This window comes from Flaviflagellibacter deserti, assembly GCF_042652085.1.
GTDB classification, from domain to species: domain Bacteria; phylum Pseudomonadota; class Alphaproteobacteria; order Rhizobiales; family Methylopilaceae; genus Flaviflagellibacter; species Flaviflagellibacter deserti.
On record NZ_JBHSJF010000006.1, the window covers coordinates 1,422,484 to 1,441,045 of the forward strand.

Sequence of the window (18,562 nt, forward strand, 5' to 3'; positions counted from 1 at the left end):
CTCGCCTCAATCCAAAGTCTGCCGAAACCGCGCCACCGCGACCCCCATCGCCACCAGAACGAACGCCACCAGCGCCAGTACATCGTGGCTCAGGTCCCATAGCCCCGCGCCCTTCAGCATGATGCCGCGCACCACCCGCAGGAAATGCGTCAGCGGCAGGATTTCGCCGATGTACTGCGCCCAGACCGGCATGCCGCGGAACGGGAACATGAAGCCCGAGAGCAGCATGGACGGCAGGAAGAAGAAGAAGGACATCTGCATCGCCTGGAGTTGGCTCGTGGCGATGGTCGAGAAGGTGTAGCCGACCGCGAGATTGGCGATGATGAAGAGCGTCGTTAGCGCCAAGAGCAGCGTGAGCGAACCGACAATCGGAACGCCGAACAGCAGGAAGCTCGTCGTCAGGATGATCGTCATCTGCACCGCGCCGACGACGACGTAGGGCGAGATCTTGCCGAGCATGATCTCGACCGGGCGGATCGGCAGCGACAGCAAGGTCTCCATCGTCCCGCGCTCGACCTCGCGCGTCACCGACAGGCCGGTGAAGAGGAGCATGGTCAGCGTCAGGATCGTGCCCATCAGCCCCGGCACGATGTTGAAGCGGGTCTCGCCGGCCGGGTTGTAGCGGCGGTGGAGACGGAGTTCGAACGGCGGCGCCTGGCCCTCCCGCATCGCGGCGGCGCCCTCCAGGTCGCGGGCGAAGACGGTCTGCGGAAGCTGCTGCAGCGCGGCGATGGCGTTGCCCGAGGCGGAAGGGTCGGTGGCGTCGGCAATGACCAGCAGAGCGGGCTTCTCGCCGCGCATGATCTTCTTGCCGAAATCGACCGGGATCTGCACCGCGAACTGGATCGCGCCGGAGAGGAAGAGGTCGTCGAGTTCCTTTTCACTGTGGACCGTCTTCTCGATCGCGAAATAGTCGGTCGCATGCATGGCGCCGATGAAGGAGCGTGCAAACGCGCTGTCGTCGAGCTGGAGGACGGCCGTCGGCAGGCTCTTCGGGTCGGTGTTGATGGCGTAGCCGAACAAGAGCAGCTGCATCAGCGGGATCATCACCATCATCGCGAAGGTCAGCCGGTCGCGGCGGAGCTGGATCGCCTCCTTGATGAAGACGGCGCGGAAGCGGCTGAAGCTGCCGCCGGGTTTCGCGCGCGGTTCGGCCGGCGCGCTCATGCGAAATTGTCCCGGCTCTGGCTCATCAGCTCGATGAAGACGTCCTCGAGCGTGGGTTCGGAGGGCGTGACCTCGACGCCCTCGGTCTCCGGCAGCGCCTCGATGGCGGCGTCGAGCCTGGCCTTGTCGCGGCCGGAGATGTGGAGCGCCGAGCCGAACGGCGCGACCTGGTCCACGCCTTCGGTCTTCGAGAGCTGGTCGGCGAGCGCGGAGAGATCGCGGCCGGTGACGGTGTAGGTCGCGAGACCCGATTGCGCGACGACCTCGTCGACCGTGCCGTGGGTCAAGAGCTCGCCATAGGCGATATATGCGATCTCGTGACAGCGCTCGGCCTCGTCCATGTAATGGGTCGAGACGAGGACGGTCATGCCGTCATGGGCGAGATGGTGGATCTCATCCCAGAATTCGCGCCGGGCCTTGGGGTCAACGCCGGCGGTCGGCTCGTCGAGGAGGAGAAGATCTGGCTTCGGCAGGATGCAGGCGCCGAGCGCGAGCCGCTGCTTCCAGCCGCCCGAGAGTTCGCCGGCAAGCTGGCTCGCCCGATTCTCCAGCCCGAGCCGGGCGATGGCCTCCGACGCCGCCCCGCGCGGGTCGGAGAGGCCGTGAACGCGCCCGATGAATTCGAGGTTCTCGCGGATCGACAGGTCGGTATAGAGCGAGAACTTCTGCGTCATGTAGCCGACATGGCGCTTGATCTCGGTCGACTGGGTGAGGATGTCGTAGCCGAGGCAGGTGCCACGCCCGCTGTCGGGCGTCAGCAGGCCGGTCAGCATCCGGATCGTCGTCGTCTTGCCGGAGCCGTTCGGGCCGAGGAAGCCGTAGATCAGCCCGCGCCGGACCTGCATGGTCAGGTCCTTCACCACCGTGCGCTCGCCGAACTTCTTGGTCAGCCCCTCGACGTCGATGACCACGTCCGGGTCGGTCTGTGGGAGGTCGGCTGGCAGGGCTGCGGCGGTCATTTTGCGCGCCCGTGCAGGACGACATCGACCGGCAGCCCGAGCGGCAGGGTCTCGCCCTGGGTCAGCTTCGCTTCCGCCTTGAAGACGAGCTTCGCCCTCTCCTCCTCGCTGAAGATGACCGGCGGGGTGAACTCGGCCTCGCTCGACAGGAAGCTCAGCCTGGCCGTCATCGGTTGGCAGCCGTCGCAGTAGATTGTCACGTCCTGCCCGAGCCTTAGGCCGGAAAGCTGAGGTTCCGGAACATAGAAGCGGACCTTACGGTTGCCGGGCGGGAGCAGGGCAAGAACAGGCTGGCCGGCCGCCACGACCTCGCCCGCGCGGAAATAGACATCCTCGACGACGGCCGCGACGGGCGCGAACACTCGGCGTTTCTCCAGCGCTTTGACCGCGCCGTCGAGCGAGGCCTCGGCTGCCTTCACGGCGGCTTCCGCGCCCGCGATCAGTTCGCTTCTGCCCGGGATTTCCGCCGCTTCGATCTGCCGGCGAGCCTCGGCCAAGGCCGCTCCATCGCTTTCGAATTGCGCCTGCGCCTGCTGGAGCCGCGCCTCGGAGGAAAAACCCTTCTGGAACAAGGCTCTCTGGCGTTCGACGTCGGCGCGGGACAAATCGAGCGCTGCCTTCGCGCGGTTCTCGGTCGCCCTCAGAACGGCAATCTGTTCGGGCCGCTGAACCGCTGCCTGAAGATCCGCCAATTGCGCCTTGGCCTGGTTGAGCTTTGCCTGCGCCTCGTCGCGCGCGGCTTCCTCGGAGCGGGTATCGAGGCAGAAAAGCTCCGCGTTTTCAGAGACATCGCTGCCAGAATCGACGGTGAGGCTGACCACCCTGCCCGCGCTTTCCGGACCGACGAGAACGAGATCGCCCTCGATATAGCCCTGCACCCGGTCCGGGTCGGTGGGAGCCGGCCAGAGATACCAGGCCGCGGCTGCGGCGATCGCGAGGATCAGGATGAGCGGGACGATGCGTTTCATGCCGCACCGCCTTTCAGACCGCGAATAATGAGATCGGCGTGAACGTCGAGCAGGCCATCGGTGTCGAGCGTCTCGACATGGCTGAACAGGCCGTTCCAGATGATGCCGACCAGGACCGGCGCGATCAGCAGTTGCGGGAACCGGTCCAGAGCGTCGGAGGTGAACTCGCCACGCTCGACGCCGCGCGTGACGATGGCGCGGATGACCGCGGTGCCACGGCTGATGACTTCGCGGTGGTAGAAGGCGCCCAGCTCGGGGAAACGGCCGGCTTCGGAGATGATCAGGCGGGCGATGTCCTTGCGGCGGGTGCCGAGCACCTCTTTCTTCGCCCAGTTCAACAGGCCGCGCAGCATCATCTCGGCGGGAATGTCCTGCGCGAGCATCCGTTGTCCAACCTCTTGAATGGGCGAGGCAATCAGCGAGCGGATCAGGTCCTCGAACAAAGCCTCCTTCGAGGCGAAGTAGAGGTAGAGCGTGCCCTTGGCGACGCCCGCGCGCTTGGCGACCTCGTCGAGCCGCGCCGCCTCGAAGCCGCGTTCGAGGAAGACGTCCAGCGCCGCGTCGAGCAGCTGTTGCGTCTTCGTCTGGCGCTCCTCGGGAGTGAGTGCCCGTCCCGGTTTTCGGGCGGTTTTGGTCACTTGCATCGCACTGATCTTATAATGACTGACCGGTCAGTCATACACGAGATTAAGTGCTGTGAACAGCCCTCGACCAGGTCGTCATCCTCCGGCTTGACCGGAGGATCCATCGAACGCTCGTGAATGGATGCTCCGGTCAAGCCGGAGCATTACGATGCGGACAGGATTGAGCCTAAATCCCCGCGCCGGCAGCCATACCCTGCTCGGTCAGCGTGGAAATGAACTGCACCGTCCTCGCCTGCGACGGCTTCTCGAATATCTGCGAAGCCTGCCCGGCCTCTACCACCTTGCCGGCTTCCAGGAAGACGACGTCATGCGCGATCTGGCGGGCGAGCCTGAGATCGTGGGTCGCCATCACCATGGTCGTCCCCTCCTCCGCCAGCTGAGCCAGCACGGCGACGACCTCTCCCGAGAGTTCTGGGTCAAGCGCGGAGGTAGGCTCGTCGCAGAGCAGCACTTTCGGTTCCGGAGCGAGAGCCCGAGCGATCGCGACGCGCTGCTGTTGGCCGCCTGAGAGGCTGGAGGGCCAGGCATCGGCCTTATGCGCGAGGCCGACCTTGTCGAGCAGTTCAATCGCCCGGGCATGTGCCCTGTCCTTCGGCCATTTCAGGACGGTGAGCAGACCCTCCATGACGTTCGCCACCGCAGTCTGATGCGGAAAGAGCTGGAAGTTCTGGAACACCATTCCGGTCTGGCGGCGAAGCTCGCGAACCGCTTTCTGATTGACCTTGCGGCCCGGCCGGAACTCGATCCGGCATTCGCCGACCTCGACCGTGCCGGAGGTCGGCAGTTCGAGCAGGTTGATGCAGCGAAGCAGCGTGCTCTTGCCGCCGCCGGACGGTCCTATGAGAGCGGTGACGCCGCCGCGCGGAACGACAAGGTCAACGCCCTTCAGCACCGGCAGATCGCCGAAACTCTTCTCGATGGCGGTGAGGTTGATCATGCCCGCGCCTCGACGAAGCCGCCCTGGCGGTTGAGCCGGATCTCCAGCCGCTCCTGAAGCACAGACAGCACCGAACTCAGCGCGAGATAGATGAGCGCCGCCTCGACATAGAGGATCAGCGGCTCATAGGTCGTGGCGACGATGCGTTGGGCGGCCTGAAACAGCTCCGGCACGGTGATCGCGGCCGCGAGCGAGGTGTCCTTCACCAGCGAGATGAACGTGTTTGAGAGCGGCGGCACGGCGGTCCGCGCGGCCTGCGGCAGCACGGTCCGGCGCAGCGCTTGCGGCCATGTCATGCCGATCGAATAGGCCGCTTCCCACTGGCCCTTGGGCACCGATGAGATCACCGCACGGATGATCTCGGAGGTATAGGCGCCGACATTCAGCGTGAAGCCGATCAACGCGGCAGGGAACGCGTCGAGCAGGATGCCGATGCTCGGCAGGCCATAGAAGATCAGGAAGAGCTGAACCAGAAGCGGCGTGCCGCGAATGATCCAGACGTAGAAGCGGACAATGGCCGCGAGCGGTTTCGGTCCGAATAGGCGGATCAGCGCCGCGGCCAGCCCAACGGTGAGCCCGAGCGCGAACGACAGCAATGTCAGGGGAATCGTGAACTGGACCCCGGCCCACAGCAGCGGGCCGAGCGATTCCAGCATCAATTGAAGCCAGTGCGGCACGCCTCGATCCCCTTGTCCGCACCCATAAAAAAGGCCGGGTGCCCCCGCACCCGGCCCTGGTGCCCGTCGATACTATTAGTTCGAGACGTTGGCGCCGAAATATTTCTGCGAGATCGTCTCGTAGGTGCCGTCGGCCTTGATCGCCTTCAGCGCATCGTTGATGGCGGCGACGAGGTCGGGCTGGCCCTTGCTGACGATGACGCCCGAATAGTCGGCATTGGCCTGCGTCGCGGCGATCTTCACCTTGGCGTCGGGCTTCTGCTTCTTGAAGTCGAGGAAGGACAGGTTGTCGTTGATCGTGGCGTCGGCCCGGCCGGTCAGCAGAAGCTGGATAGACTGGTCGAAGCCGTCGGTGCCGACCAATTCAGCGCCCGAATCCTGCGCGAGCTTGCCGAAATTCGAGGTCAGGCTCTGCGCCGATTTCTTGCCCTTCAGATCGGCGAAGGTTTTGATCTCGTTGTTGTCCTCGCGAACGATCAGCACCGCCTTCGACGCGATATAAGGTTCCGAGAAGTCGTATTTCGCCTTGCGGGCCTCGGTGATGCCGACCTGGTTGATCACCGCGTCGTAGCGCTTGGCGTCGAGACCGGCGATAAGGCCGTCCCATTTGCCCTCCAGGAACTCGGCTTTGACGCCGAGCTTGTCGGCGATAGCGCGGCCGATCTCGACGTCGAAGCCGACGAGCGCGCCCGATTTGTCGTGGTAGGTGAACGGCGAATAGGTCCCCTCGGTGCCGATCTTCAGCACGCCCGCGCTCTTGATGCGCTCAAGGCCCTGAGCCTGTGCCTGCGCAACTGCGGCGAGCCCGAGCAGGCCGGCGACGAGAATGGACTTTACGATCTTCATCTTGAACTCCCGGACGGCGTTGCCATCCCTATGAAACGACGCCGGCACCGAGCCGGTTCGCCGCAAGAATAGGCATTTGCCGATAAAATATACAAGTCAAACTTGAATACAGTTGTATATCACGCTTCAATTATGTAATATTTGGGTCTGAGCAATTTTCACACGTTGCGGGTGGCCAAATCGCATGGTCGTGCCTATGTCCGGGCCTCGTCACGCCCGGCCGGGCCGCCACCTCTCAATAGCCAGCGCCATGACACCCGATACGGACGACCGCCCGCCTTCACCGCATGCCGGGATGACCTTTCGCCAGTTCGTCGGCTTCATCGCCGCGGTGATGGCGCTCAACGCGGTCGCGATCGATTCCATGCTGCCGGCGCTGCCGGATATCGGCCGCGACTTCGGCATCGCCAATGCCAACGAGACGCAATGGGTGGTGACGGCTTATCTGCTCGGCTTCGGCGGCGCGCAGATCATCTACGGTACGCTGTCGGACCGTTTCGGCCGCAAGCCGGTACTGATCGTCGGTATCGCGATCTATGTCGTGGCGGCCGCGGCCGCGGCGATCGCGCCGAACTTCGAGACCATGCTTCTGGCCCGCCTCGTCATGGGCATCGGCGCCGCCGCCTCGCGCGTGCTGGCGATCACGATCGTCCGCGACTGCTATACCGGCGCGACCATGGCGCGGGTGATGTCGCTCGCCTTCATCGTCTTCCTGATAGCGCCGATCATCGCTCCGTCGCTCGGCCAGATCATCATGCTGTTCGCGTCATGGCACGCGATCTTCCTCGGTCTCTCGCTCTATTCGGCGATCACCCTGGTCTGGGCGGTGCTCAAGCTGCCCGAGACGATGCACCCGGAAGACCGCATCCCGATCTCGCTGCGCGGCATCGGCCACGGCTTCTACGTCACGCTGACGACGCGGGTCTCCGTCGGCTACAACCTGGCCATCACGCTCCTGATGGGCGCGCTGTTCGCCTTCATCAATTCGGCGCAGCAGGTCTTCGCCGACGCGCTCGGCCATCCCGGCCTATTCACCACCGTCTTCGCGCTCATCGCGGCGTTCATGGCGCTGTCGTCGCTCTTGAATTCGCGCATCGTCGAGAGGCTCGGCACCCGTACCGTGTCACACGGCGCGGTCCTCGGCTTCGCCGCCGTCGCCGTGGCTCACATGATGGTCGCGGTCATGGATCTCGAGAACATCTGGACCTTCGGCATCTTCCAGGCAGCAATGATGTTCTGCTTCGGTCTCTGCGTCTCGAATTTCAACGCGATGGCGATGCAGCCGCTCGGCCATGTCGCCGGCACGGCATCCGCGGTGCAGGGTTTCGTCTCGACCTTCGGCGGCGCCATTCTCGGCTTCGCGATCGGCCAGCAATTCGACGGCACCACCGTGCCGCTGACGATCGGCTTCGCGGTGTTCAGCCTGCTGTCGGTCGGCTTCGTCTTCTTCGCGGAGGGTGGACGGCTGTTCAGCGCGCCGATGTCGGAGCAGCCGGCTTAGGGCCGGCCCTAATAGTGTGGCGGCGGAGGCTCGTCCTCCGCCTCGCCCCCTGCCCCGCGCTCGGCTTGTGCGACCCGGTCGGCGAGCGCGGCCATTTCGCGGCGCAGCCGGTCGATGTCCTTCCACTGCGACGTGATCGTCTGGTTCAGGTCCTCGAGGACCTGGTCCTGATAGGCGACGCGGATCTCGAGCGCTTCGAGCCGCGCGGCGAGATCGTCACTCATCGTCGGCCTCCGCCATTTCACGGGCACGCTCCGACAGGCCATGACCAAGCGCGACACGCTCGTCGAAGACGAAGCATTCGCCCCGCCAGCGGCTGTCCTCGGCCGGCACATTCTCCAGATAGGCCAATATCCCGCCCTTGAGGTGGAAGACGTTCTCGAAGCCGTGCGCGAGCATGTAGGAGCTGGCCTTCTCGCAGCGAATGCCGCCAGTGCAGAACATCGCCACCTTGCGATGCCGCGCTGGGTCGAGTTCGCGGGCCACGTAGTCCTTGAAGTCGCTGAAATGGCGAAGCCGCGGATCGACCGCGCCCTCGAACGTCCCCATCTCGACTTCGAAGTGGTTGCGGGTGTCGATCAGGATCAGGTCCTGATCGTCGAGCAGCGCGTTCCAGTCCTTCGCATCGACATAGGTGCCGACGCTAGCGGTCGGATCGGTCGCGGGATCGCCGAGCGTGACGATCTCCTTCTTCAGCCGCACCTTGAGCCGGCCGAACGGCATCTCCGAGGCGGCCGAGAATTTCAGTTCGAGATTGTCGAGACGGCCACCGAACAGCACGTCCATCTCGGGAAGCAGCGCGTCGATGGCCTCTTCCGGGCCCGCGATCGTCCCGTTGATGCCTTCCGGAGCGAGCAGCAGCGAACCCTTGATGCCGAGTCCTTGGCAGAGATCGAACAAAGGCGCGCGCAGATCGCGGAAATCCGGCAGCGCGACGAACTGATAGAGGGCGGCGACCTTAAGAGGCATGGCGGTCGTGTAACGCGTCTCGAAGCATCATGGCAAACGGCCTCCACAATCGCCGTCTACCGTGAGGTTACGGCTGCCGGGTGTCGCCCGTCCGTGCTCTTTTGCGCCCCGACGGAATAGCTGGCGGAATTCCGGACAGCCGGAAAACGGGAGAGACGGCTCATGATGAACAGCGAACCGCAGGCCGAACATAAGTGGCTCGAAAAGCTCCTCGGAGATTGGATCGCCGAGGCGGACATGCCGACGCCGGAGGGCGAAAAGCTCGAGCCGTGGAAAGAGCATGTCCGCACGATCGGCGGACTCTGGATCCAGGGCGAGGCCACAGGCGACATGCCGGGCGGCGGCAAGGGAAGCTCTGTCCTGACGCTCGGCTACGACCCGGCCAAGGGCAAATATGTCGGCTCGTGGTTCGGCTCGATGATGGCCTATCTCTGGCACTACGAGGGATCGGTCGATGACTCCGGCAACAAGCTGACGCTCGACACCGTGGGACCGTCTTTCTCGCCCGAGGGCGGCGGCGGCACGGCCGATTATCAGGACATCATCGAATTCCACGGGTCGGACAAACGGACCCTGACTTCGATGATGAAGCAGGAAGACGGCAGTTGGCAGCAGGTCATGCAGATGACCTATCGCCGGGCGGGCTGACTTCTCCGAAAATTACCCCTTGGCCGGGTTGCTTTTCACGGACGTTCGCGTATAAGCGCGCCCTTCGTGATGCCTCGGCCGGGGGCTGAACGGACGGTCGCCCTTCAAGGGTGGCAGGGCTCCTGGTGATCCCGTCGTCCCGTGTCTCCGCCTTCGAGAGTTTGGTTCGAGCCTTTCCCGGGCTCGAAGGGCTCAGCGCCAGGGTCACGGGAACGATGAGAGAGGCCAAACACCTATGGCATTGTATGAACACGTCTTCCTGGCTCGCCAGGACGTGACGGCCCAGCAGGTCGAGGAATTCGTCGACCAGTACAAGGGCGTCATTTCGGCCGGCGGCGGCGAAATCGGCAAGGTGGAATATTGGGGCGTGAAGAGCCTCGCCTTCCGCATTTCGAAGAACCGCAAGGCGCACTACACGCTGCTCAACATCTCGGCCCCTCCGGCGGCTGTCGCCGAAATGGAACGCCAGATGAAGATCAACGAAGACATCCTGCGTTTCATGACCATCCGCGTGGACGAGCACGAGACCGAGCCGTCTGCGATGATGCAGCGGCGTGACCGCGACGAGCGCGATCGCAGCGAGCGTGGCGATCGTCCGCCGCGTCGCGACGACCGTGAAACCACCGAAGCCGTCGTGGAAGAGGAAGTCTGATCATGGCCGCGACCCAGACCCGCCGCCCCTTCTTCCGCCGCCGCAAGTCGTGCCCGTTCGCGGGCGCCAACGCGCCGAAGATCGACTACAAGGACGTCAAGCTCCTGCAGCGCTACATTTCCGAACGCGGCAAGATCGTCCCGTCCCGCATCACCGCCGTCTCGCAGAAGAAGCAGCGCGAACTCGCTCAGGCGATCAAGCGCGCCCGCTTCCTCGGCCTGCTGCCGTACGTGATCAAGTAATCTGACGAACTGCCCGGGCGCCGCCAGGTGCCCGGTTTCCATACCGGGTTGGGGCGGACATCGCGATCCTCCTCTAACCGCTGATGAAGCGGGACAGCAGAACCGATGATGATCGTTTTCCTTGTGGGACTTGCGAGCGGCATTGCGTCCGCCACGCTTAGCCTGGCGCTCGCGTCCGGCTCGACGCTGTCCGTCCTGCTGTTCATCTTCGCGCCGCTTCCCATCTTCATCGCAAGCCTCGGCTGGCAGCATCAGGCCGGCCTGATCGGCGTGATGATCGCGGCCTCCGTCCTGTTTGGCCTCGGTGATTTCGACACCGCCCGCGCCTATGTCCTTTCGGTCGGCGCGCCGTCGTGGTGGCTCGCTTATCTCGCTCTGCTCGGCCGTTCGCGCGACGAGGGCAATCCGGAAGCCGGCATGGACTGGTATCCGGTCGGCCGGCTGATCATCTGGGCGGCGCTACTCGGCGCGGGCCTCGTCCTCGTCACCATTCCGCTCGTCGCCGGCTCGCTCGACGAATACCGCGCCGCGATCCGCACGACCTTCGAGACCTTCCTTCGAGTCGAGACCGGCACGCCCGCCGGCCAGCCCGTCACCCTGCCCGGCGGCGGCGATCCGACCCGCATCACCGAGCTCGCCGTGCTCGCGCTCCCGCCGCTGGCGGCAGCGCTCTGGAGCACCGTCTCGCTGGTCAATCTGTGGGTCGCGGGCCGCGTCGTCCGCACCTCGGGCCGCCTCGCGCGCCCCTGGCCGAACATCTCCGAGTTCCAGCTGCCCCGGTTCAGCCTGCTGATCATGCTGGGCGCGACGGCGGCGAGCATACTGCCCGGCATTGCCGGCTTCACCGCCGGCATCCTGAGCACGAGCTTCGCCATCCCTTTCGCGATGCTCGGTCTGGCGCTGATCCATGCCGGGACGCGCGGAACCACCGGGCGCGGCCTGATCATCGGCGCGGCCTACGTGCTTCTCGCGGTGCAGGCCTGGACGGTGATCATCCTCACCTTCATCGGCATCGCCGAACATGTGTTTTCGATCCGAGACCGGATCGCGATCAGCCGGGCATCGAACCCGAAATCATAAAAAACATCAAAGCTTAAGACGGAGAATACCAATGCAAGTCATCCTTCTCGAACGCATCGCCAAGCTTGGCCAGATGGGCGAAGAAGTCCGCGTCCGCGACGGCTTCGCCCGCAACTTCCTCCTGCCGCAGGGCAAGGCGCTCCGCGCCACGGCCGACAACAAGGCCCGCTTCGAGCGCGAGCGCGCCCAGCTCGAGGCCCGCAGCCTCGAGACCAAGAAGGAAGCCGACAAGGTCGGCGAGAAGCTGAACGGCCAGGCGATCGTCCTGGTCCGCCAGGCGGGCGAGACCGGCCAGCTCTACGGCTCGGTCACCGGCCGCGACGTCGCCGAGGCCCTGACCGCCGCCGGCTACTCGGTCAGCCGCCAGCAGATCGTCCTGAACACGCCGCTGAAGACGATCGGCCTGCACGAGATCCCGGTCGCACTGCATCCGGAGGTCGAGGTTTCGGTCACGGTGAACATCGCCCGCAGCGCGGCGGAAGCCGAGCGCCAGACCAAGGGCGAGGACCTCACGGTCCGCGAGGAAGACGCGGTTTTCGAGACCTTCGTGCCCGAAGCCGGCGGCCCGGGTGACGAAGCCTGATCAGCAAAGCCTCATTACTGTGCACTGGAAGCCCGCTTCGGCGGGCTTCTTCGTATTTCTACGTCTCTTGACGCATTGAAATCGCCACGCCCCCTCCATAGCTTATCGCACGTTGTAACGTTGAGGGCGCACGGAACGCGTTCGACGCTTGCCCGTGCGGGCGCACAATATGGCGATGATCCTAGGGGGCATGCTGCGGCGGGCGATCCTGCGCGGCTCATTGGACGTGCTGACGGCGCAGGGCCGCCGGCTTAGTTTTGGCGACGGCACGGGCAACAAGGTCGTCATCCGCTTCACCGACGCCGCGGCTCAGAGGGCCCTGATCGCCGATCCCGAGATGAAGCTCGGCGAACTCTACATGGACGGCCGCCTCGTGATGGAACAGGGGTCGATCTACGACCTCCTGAATCTCGTTCTCCTCAACCTCCGCCACCGCCCCTACCCGCTGACCGCCCGCATCCTGGAGCGCGGACGCATCCTGCTTCGCCGCTTCGCGCAATGGAACCGGGGCGTGCGCTCGAAGCGCAACGTCGCTCATCACTACGACCTCGACCGGCGGCTCTACGATCTGTTCCTCGATTCCGACCGACAGTATTCGTGCGCTTATTTCCAGCGGCCCGGCCAGAGCCTCGAAGAGGCGCAGCTCGCCAAGAAACGTCACATCGTGGCCAAGCTCGCGGTCGAGCCGGGCAACAAGGTGCTCGATATCGGCTGCGGCTGGGGCGGCCTTGGCCTCTACCTCGCCGAGACCGCGGGCGCGGAGGTCGTCGGCATCACGCTCTCGGAAGAACAGTTCGCCATCGCCCGCGACCGCGCCGAGCAGAGCGGGATGCAGGACCGGGTCGAATTCCGCATCGAGGACTATCGCGAGACGCAAGGCACGTTCGACCGCATCGTCTCGGTCGGCATGTTCGAGCATGTCGGCGTCGGCTATTACGGCACTTTCTTCCGCCAGTGCGCCCGCCTGCTGGACGAGGACGGGGTGATGCTGATCCACACGATCGGCCGCACCACCGGGCCGGGCGTGACCAATCCGTGGATCACCAAATACATCTTCCCCGGCGGCTATCTGCCGGACCTCGAGGAGATCATCCCCGCCATCGAAAAGGCCGGCCTGATCATCACCGACGTCGAGATCCTGCGCCTGCATTACGCCGAGACGCTGAAGGCCTGGCGCGAACGCTTCATGGCCCGGCGCGAGGAGGCCAAGGCGCTCTACGACGAGCGGTTCTGCCTGATGTGGGAATTCTACCTCGCCGGCTGCGAGGCGACCTTCCGCAACGGCGACGACGTCGTCTTCCAGCTCCAGATCGCCAAGAAGGTCGACGCGCTTCCCCTCACCCGCGACTACATCGCCGAGCGGGAGCGGATGCTGCAGGAAGCGGAGAACGCCCCGCTGCGTCTTGCGGGCGAGTAAATCAAGACACAGAGGCTGACCAAATCACGGGGCTGTGGATGGTGGGCACGGTGGGTTAGGATCGCGCAGATTCGCTGGTCTGCGCTGAGGCGCGGGACCATGGTGAATCCATATTCACACATCGGATCGATATGCCCCCCGCGAACTCAGCCGCACGCGCGCTCACCCCTGTACAAGAGCCGCAATACCGTCAGGCTCCTCACAATATCGAGGCGGAGCAGGCTCTTCTCGGCGCGATCCTCGTCAACAACGAAGCCTTCTATCGGGTCTCCGACTTCCTGGAACCGCGCCATTTCCACGAGCAGATTCATCAACGCGTCTACGAGATCTCGGCCAGCCTGATTCGCGCCGGCAAGATCGCGACGCCGGTCACGCTCAAGACCTTCCTGCCGGGCGACACCGATCTCGGCGGCCTGACCCTGTCGCAATACATGGCCCGCCTCGCCGCCGAGGCGACCAGCGTCATCAACGCCGAGGATTACGGCCGCACGATCTACGACCTCGCCATCCGCCGCTCGCTGATCACGATCGGCGAGGACATGGTCAACATCGCCTATGACGCGCCGGTCGACATGCCGCCGCGCAGCCAGATCGAGGACGCCGAGCGCCGGCTCTACGAGGTGGCCGAGCTCGGCCGCTACGACGGCGGCTTCCAGCGCTTCGGCGACGCGCTCTACACCGCCGTCGACATGGCCGCGAACGCCTTCAAGCGCGACGGCGGCCTGTCGGGCGTTTCGACCGGCCTCAGCGACCTCGATAAGATGATGGGCGGCCTGCAGCGCTCCGACCTGATCATCGTCGCCGGACGCCCGGGCATGGGCAAGACGGCGCTCGCGACCAACATCGCCTTCAACATCGCCAAGGCCTGGCGCGCGGAGGAGGTCGACGGCGTCTCGAAGACGGTCGACGGCGGCATCGTCGGCTTCTTCTCGCTCGAAATGTCGGCCGAACAGCTCGCCACCCGTATCATCGCCGAGCAGGCCAACCTCGCCTCCTACAAGATCCGCCGAGGCGACATCACCGAGCAGGAATTCATCCGCCTGTCGGACGCCGCGCGCGCCATGCAGGCCGTGCCGCTGTACATCGACGAGACCGGCGGCATCACCATCGCCGCTTTGGCCGCCCGCGCCCGTCGCCTACAGCGCCAGCGCGGCCTCGACCTCTTGGTCGTGGACTATATTCAGCTTCTGTCGGGCTCCGCGAAGAAGGACCAGGGCCGTGTGCAGGAGGTGACCGAGATCACCACCGGCCTGAAGGCGCTGGCGAAGGAACTCAACGTCCCGATCATCGCGCTGTCTCAGCTCTCCCGTCAGGTCGAAAGCCGCGACGACAAGCGCCCGCAGCTCTCCGACCTCCGCGAATCCGGCTCGATCGAGCAGGACGCCGACGTAGTCATCTTCGTGTTCCGCGAGGAATACTATCACAAGAACAAGGAGCCCCGCCCGGGCACCGAAGAGCACATCAAGTGGCAGACCGAGATGGAACAGATCCACGGCCGCGCCGAGGTCATCATCGGCAAGCAGCGCCATGGACCGACGGGCACGGTTCAGGTTCAATTCGAGGCCGAGGTCACCCGCTTCGGCAATCTCGCCCGCGAGGATTACCTCCCGGAACGCAGCTCCGAATGATCGACCCGTTCACCGGGCCACCTGACCTCGAAACCGGAAGCCGCCTCACCATCGATCTCGGTGCCCTCCAGTCCAACTGGAAGCACCTCGCATCGTGCGCCGGCGAGGCCGAATGCGCGGCCGTGGTCAAGGCGGACGCCTACGGCATCGGCATCAGGCCGGCCGTCCGCGCGCTGTGGCAGGCGGGCGCCCGCACCTTCTTCGTCGCCCTTCCCTTCGAGGCCCGGGCCGTCCGCGAGGAATTGCCGGACGCGGCGATCTATGTGCTCGGCGGCCTCGCGCCGGGTTCGTCTCCGATCCTCGCCGAGATCAAGGCTCATCCGGTCCTTGGCAGCCTGCCCGAGATAGACGAATGGGAGCTGTTCGCGAAGGAAAACGGCATCGCCGGCGAGGCCGCGATCCATGTCGACACCGGCATGAACCGGCTCGGCCTCAGCTTCGCGGAAACGCAGGACGTGGCCAAGCGCTATGCCGGCGGCAATCTCGCCTTCCGGCCGAGCCTGATCATGAGCCATCTCGCCTGCGGGGAAGATGCCGACCATCCGCTGACCGAGCATCAGATCGAGAGCTTCGGAAATGTGGCCGCCGACTTCCCCGGCGTACCGGCCAGCCTGGCCAATTCCGCCGGCACGCTGCAAGGCGGCGCCTTCGTCTTCGATCTCTGCCGGCCCGGCATCGCGCTCTACGGCGGTCATCCGCTCGGCGGCGACAACCCGCTGAAGCCGGTGGTCCTGTTCGACGCTCGTGTGATCCAGGTCCGCGAGGTCGACGAAGGCGAGACGGTCGGCTACGGCGCCACCGAAACCGCGCGCCGTCCATCGCGGGTCGCCGTCGTCTCGGCAGGCTATGCCGACGGCTTCATGCGCGCGGCCGGCTCAAGCGACGACCGCCGGGGCGCCGACGCGATCGTCGCCGGCAAACGCTGCCCGCTGATCGGCCGCGTCTCGATGGACCTGATCGCCGTGGACGTCACGGACCTCGCCCCCGATGCGGTGCGGCGCGGCGACTTCGTGACCTTGATCGGCGACGGCATCACGATCGACGAAGTCGGCGCTAGGGCGAACACAATCGGCTACGAGATCCTGACCGGGCTCGGCAGCCGCTTCGCAAGGATCTACATCGGCTGAGCACGCCTCTCCCTCCCCAGCATGGGGAGGGCGGACTCGCGCAGCGAGCCGGGTGGGGCAAACGGCCTCTCCCACCCGAGCGCGTTTCGATAGACCGCATCCCCACCCCGGTTCGCGCTGCGCGCAACTCGGCCCTCCCCGTTCCGGGGAGGGAGAGCCCCTCGATTGTTTCCGGTCGCCCTCCGTCGTCGTCCTCCGGCTTGACTGGAGGAGACCCGACGGGCCTTGACCAAGATCATGGATCCTCCGGTCAAGCCGGAGGATGACGCCCCACCTCGCACGCCGTTACGTCGGCTGAGCACCCGCCGGCTTGAACGTCATCGCCACGCCGTTCATGCAGTAGCGCAGTCCGGTCGGCTTCGGGCCGTCGTCGAAGACATGGCCGAGATGGCCGCCGCAGCGGGCGCAATGCACTTCCGTCCGCACCATCATCAACGTCGTATCCTTGGTCTCGCCGACGGCATTGGCGAGCGGCTGCCAGAAGCTCGGCCAGCCCGTTCCGCTCTCGAACTTCGTCTCGGACGAGAACAGCGGAAGGTCGCAGCCCGCGCAGGCGAAGATGCCGCTGCGATGCTCCTTGTTGAGAGGGCTCGAGCCGGGCCGTTCGGTGGCATGCTGACGCAGAACGGCGAACTGCTCCCGCGTCAGCACCTGTCTCCACTCGTCCGGAGTTTTCTCAATTTCGAAAGCCTCGGCCGGAGTTACGGCAAACGGATTCCAGGAGCGTCCGAACATCGACAATCCCGTTCCCATAATTGCGCCGCCTAAAAGCACGGCTCGCCGGTTCAACATGTGAGCCTCCTGGATCGTTCAACCGAAGCTACGCAGGACCGGGCTTGGCGGCTTCCGGCCTCTCTTCACGAACGCGAGATCAGTCGGACAGCACATTGGACGGCCGGATCGGGCCCTCAACCGCCCTTCATCTCAATCAATTGGATGAGGTTGCCGCAGGTATCGTCGAACACCACCATCCGGACAGGTCCGGCATCCATTGGTTCCACGGTGAACGAGACGCCAAGCGAAAGAAGCCTGTCATATTCGGCATCGACATCATCGACCTGAAACGATGTCGCCGGGATACCGTCCTCGACGAGCGCAGTCTTGTAGGGTTGGACGGCGGGATGCTCGCCCGGTTCGAGAAGCAGTTCGGTACCTTCAGGCGCTTCCGGCGAGACAACGGTAAGCCAGCGATACTCTCCCAGGGGCACATCATTTTTCACCTTGAACCCCAGTATACGCGTGTAGAAATCGAGGGCCTTCGATTGGTCATCCACGAAGACGCTCGTGACATAGATTCTCATGGATTTTCCCCTTCCAGAAGGTGCTTGCGAAACCAGATGTCCGCCGCTTCCCGCAATGGCTTGAGATCAAGCGAGTGGATTTTGGTCCGACCTGACCAGGACACGTGGAGCAGCCCAGCGTTCTGAAGCATATCGAGATGCTGGGTGATTGCCTGACGGGACAGAGCTTTCCCGCCTTCCGCGACCGACATCGCGCAGATCTGGAACAGCGACTGGTCAGGCTGTTCGCGCAGCCGATCTATGATCTTTCGGCGGGTCGGGTCGGCAAGCGCCCTGAAGATCCGATCAAGTTCGTCATCATTCATGGCGACGAACATGCAATAAAATTATTGCATGTCAAGAAACCACCTATCGCTGCTGCACCGCCAGGTGACGGTCAGATGTTCGCCGGGCCCACCTTCCCGCTCACCACCCGTAGCCGAGCTGATTTCGCCTATCTCGGTGAGGTGCTATACTGCCGGCTTCTACATCGAAACTCTCCAGAGGGAGGTTACCATGGCTCTCCAGCTTGGCGATGTGGCACCGGACTTCGAAGCTGACACCACGGAAGGCCGAATTCGCTTTCATGACTGGGTTGGCGACTCTTGGTGCATACTCTTCTCGCATCCGAAGGATTTTACCCCTGTCTGCACGACCGAACTTGGCTACATGGCCAGGATCAAGCCCGAGTTCGAGCGGCGGAACGTCAAAATCGTTGGCCTGAGCGTCGACCCGGTCGGCAACCACGCGAAATGGTCCGACGACATCAGGGAGACGCAGGGAAACGCGCCGAACTATCCGATGATTGGCGATCCCGATCTCGAAATCTCGAAGCTCTATGGAATGCTTCCGGCAGACACGAGAGGCAGCTCGGAAGGGCGCACGCCGGCCGACAACCAGACTGTGCGAAACGTTTTCCTCATCGGCCCGGACAAGAAGATCAAGCTGATCCTCATCTATCCGATGACGACCGGCCGCAACTTCGATGAAGTGCTTCGGGTCATCGACTCGATCCAGCTTACGGCGAAGCACAGGGTCGCGACGCCCGTTAACTGGAAGCAGGGCGAGGATGTCATCATTGCTGGCTCGGTGACAGACGACGAAGCCCGGCAGATTTATCCAGGCGGCTGGAAATCGCCGAAACCCTATATTCGCATCGTGCCGCAGCCGAGAGTTCAATAGCTCTCCCTCCCGCCAACACGCTGGGATCATTGACGGTCCCAGCGTTTCGCTGTTC

Annotated in this window: 22 protein-coding genes; 10 read left to right on the forward strand and 12 right to left on the reverse strand. The window is 64.4% G+C overall.

Going from position 1 to position 18,562, the window contains the following annotated elements; all coding sequences use genetic code 11:
- Positions 1-6: 6 nt before the first annotated feature.
- The 7 genes from ACFPFW_RS13980 to ACFPFW_RS14010 form a co-directional block, all read right to left on the reverse strand.
- Entirely contained in the window at positions 7-1,167 is a 1,161-nt protein-coding gene (locus ACFPFW_RS13980) for an ABC transporter permease (protein ID WP_114957748.1), read from the reverse strand.
- Entirely contained in the window at positions 1,164-2,126 is a 963-nt protein-coding gene (locus ACFPFW_RS13985; RefSeq protein ID WP_114957747.1) for an ABC transporter ATP-binding protein, read from the reverse strand. The genes ACFPFW_RS13980 and ACFPFW_RS13985 overlap by 4 nt, the downstream gene beginning before the upstream one ends.
- Positions 2,123-3,094, reverse strand: coding sequence for an HlyD family secretion protein (locus tag ACFPFW_RS13990; RefSeq protein WP_114957746.1), 972 nt, complete (start codon positions 3,092-3,094; stop codon positions 2,123-2,125). The genes ACFPFW_RS13985 and ACFPFW_RS13990 overlap by 4 nt, the downstream gene beginning before the upstream one ends.
- On the reverse strand, positions 3,091-3,738 hold the full coding sequence (locus ACFPFW_RS13995) for a TetR/AcrR family transcriptional regulator (RefSeq protein ID WP_114957745.1): 648 nt from the start codon (positions 3,736-3,738) through the stop codon (positions 3,091-3,093). The genes ACFPFW_RS13990 and ACFPFW_RS13995 overlap by 4 nt, the downstream gene beginning before the upstream one ends.
- Before the next feature lie 166 nt (positions 3,739-3,904).
- Entirely contained in the window at positions 3,905-4,675 is a 771-nt protein-coding gene (locus ACFPFW_RS14000) for an amino acid ABC transporter ATP-binding protein (protein ID WP_114957744.1), read from the reverse strand.
- Positions 4,672-5,352, reverse strand: coding sequence for an amino acid ABC transporter permease (locus tag ACFPFW_RS14005; protein WP_114957743.1), 681 nt, complete (start codon positions 5,350-5,352; stop codon positions 4,672-4,674). Before ACFPFW_RS14005 ends, ACFPFW_RS14000 begins: the two co-directional genes overlap by 4 nt.
- Positions 5,353-5,427: 75 nt before the next feature.
- Positions 5,428-6,198 (reverse strand): amino acid ABC transporter substrate-binding protein, encoded by a 771-nt coding sequence (locus tag ACFPFW_RS14010; RefSeq protein WP_114957779.1) that lies wholly within the window; start codon positions 6,196-6,198, stop codon positions 5,428-5,430.
- A gap of 295 nt (positions 6,199-6,493) precedes the next feature.
- Here ACFPFW_RS14010 and ACFPFW_RS14015 point away from each other — a divergent pair, with 295 nt between their 5' ends.
- Positions 6,494-7,699, forward strand: coding sequence for a multidrug effflux MFS transporter (locus tag ACFPFW_RS14015; protein WP_114957742.1), 1,206 nt, complete (start codon positions 6,494-6,496; stop codon positions 7,697-7,699).
- A gap of 8 nt (positions 7,700-7,707) precedes the next feature.
- On the opposite strand, the gene ACFPFW_RS14020 is transcribed toward ACFPFW_RS14015, so the two are convergent.
- On the reverse strand, positions 7,708-7,923 hold the full coding sequence (locus tag ACFPFW_RS14020; protein WP_114957741.1) for a SlyX family protein: 216 nt from the start codon (positions 7,921-7,923) through the stop codon (positions 7,708-7,710).
- Positions 7,916-8,668, reverse strand: coding sequence for an oxygen-dependent tRNA uridine(34) hydroxylase TrhO (trhO, locus tag ACFPFW_RS14025; protein ID WP_114957740.1), 753 nt, complete (start codon positions 8,666-8,668; stop codon positions 7,916-7,918). The genes ACFPFW_RS14020 and trhO overlap by 8 nt, the downstream gene beginning before the upstream one ends.
- 162 nt (positions 8,669-8,830) lie before the next feature.
- On the opposite strand from trhO, the gene ACFPFW_RS14030 reads away from it, so the two are divergent.
- The 8 genes from ACFPFW_RS14030 (at position 8,831) to alr (ending at position 16,045) form a co-directional block, all read left to right on the forward strand.
- Positions 8,831-9,316, forward strand: a complete 486-nt coding sequence (locus tag ACFPFW_RS14030; RefSeq protein WP_114957739.1) for a DUF1579 domain-containing protein — start codon at positions 8,831-8,833, stop codon at positions 9,314-9,316.
- A gap of 235 nt (positions 9,317-9,551) precedes the next feature.
- The gene (gene rpsF / locus ACFPFW_RS14035) at positions 9,552-9,968 is read left to right on the forward strand and encodes a 30S ribosomal protein S6 (protein ID WP_114957738.1); all 417 of its coding nucleotides are present in this window, start codon (positions 9,552-9,554) and stop codon (positions 9,966-9,968) included.
- A 2-nt stretch (positions 9,969-9,970) separates the two neighbouring features.
- Complete coding sequence (gene rpsR, locus ACFPFW_RS14040; protein WP_114957737.1) at positions 9,971-10,210, forward strand: 30S ribosomal protein S18; 240 nt, start codon at positions 9,971-9,973, stop codon at positions 10,208-10,210.
- Positions 10,211-10,315: 105 nt separating this feature from the next.
- Positions 10,316-11,290 carry a DUF2232 domain-containing protein gene (locus tag ACFPFW_RS14045; protein ID WP_114957736.1) on the forward strand — a complete coding sequence of 325 codons (975 nt, stop codon included), beginning with the start codon at positions 10,316-10,318 and terminating at the stop codon, positions 11,288-11,290.
- A 31-nt stretch (positions 11,291-11,321) separates the two neighbouring features.
- Entirely contained in the window at positions 11,322-11,873 is a 552-nt protein-coding gene (rplI, locus tag ACFPFW_RS14050; protein ID WP_114957735.1) for a 50S ribosomal protein L9, read from the forward strand.
- A 169-nt stretch (positions 11,874-12,042) separates the two neighbouring features.
- Positions 12,043-13,290 carry a class I SAM-dependent methyltransferase gene (locus ACFPFW_RS14055; protein ID WP_114957734.1) on the forward strand — a complete coding sequence of 416 codons (1,248 nt, stop codon included), beginning with the start codon at positions 12,043-12,045 and terminating at the stop codon, positions 13,288-13,290.
- A 131-nt stretch (positions 13,291-13,421) separates the two neighbouring features.
- Positions 13,422-14,918, forward strand: a complete 1,497-nt coding sequence (locus ACFPFW_RS14060) for a replicative DNA helicase (protein WP_114957733.1) — start codon at positions 13,422-13,424, stop codon at positions 14,916-14,918.
- Entirely contained in the window at positions 14,915-16,045 is a 1,131-nt protein-coding gene (alr, locus tag ACFPFW_RS14065; RefSeq protein WP_114957732.1) for an alanine racemase, read from the forward strand. The genes ACFPFW_RS14060 and alr overlap by 4 nt, the downstream gene beginning before the upstream one ends.
- 285 nt (positions 16,046-16,330) lie before the next feature.
- Here alr and msrB read toward each other — a convergent pair whose 3' ends face one another.
- The 3 genes from msrB to ACFPFW_RS14080 form a co-directional block, all read right to left on the reverse strand.
- On the reverse strand, positions 16,331-16,837 hold the full coding sequence (msrB, locus tag ACFPFW_RS14070) for a peptide-methionine (R)-S-oxide reductase MsrB (protein WP_114957731.1): 507 nt from the start codon (positions 16,835-16,837) through the stop codon (positions 16,331-16,333).
- A 116-nt stretch (positions 16,838-16,953) separates the two neighbouring features.
- Complete coding sequence (locus ACFPFW_RS14075; RefSeq protein WP_379771215.1) at positions 16,954-17,319, reverse strand: VOC family protein; 366 nt, start codon at positions 17,317-17,319, stop codon at positions 16,954-16,956.
- A 23-nt stretch (positions 17,320-17,342) separates the two neighbouring features.
- Positions 17,343-17,651 (reverse strand): ArsR/SmtB family transcription factor, encoded by a 309-nt coding sequence (locus tag ACFPFW_RS14080; RefSeq protein ID WP_114957778.1) that lies wholly within the window; start codon positions 17,649-17,651, stop codon positions 17,343-17,345.
- A gap of 190 nt (positions 17,652-17,841) precedes the next feature.
- Between ACFPFW_RS14080 and ACFPFW_RS14085 the strand changes: the two genes are divergently transcribed.
- Positions 17,842-18,507: a peroxiredoxin gene (locus ACFPFW_RS14085; RefSeq protein WP_114957729.1), complete on the forward strand. Its 666-nt coding sequence runs from the start codon at positions 17,842-17,844 to the stop codon at positions 18,505-18,507.
- Positions 18,508-18,562 lie beyond the last annotated feature (55 nt).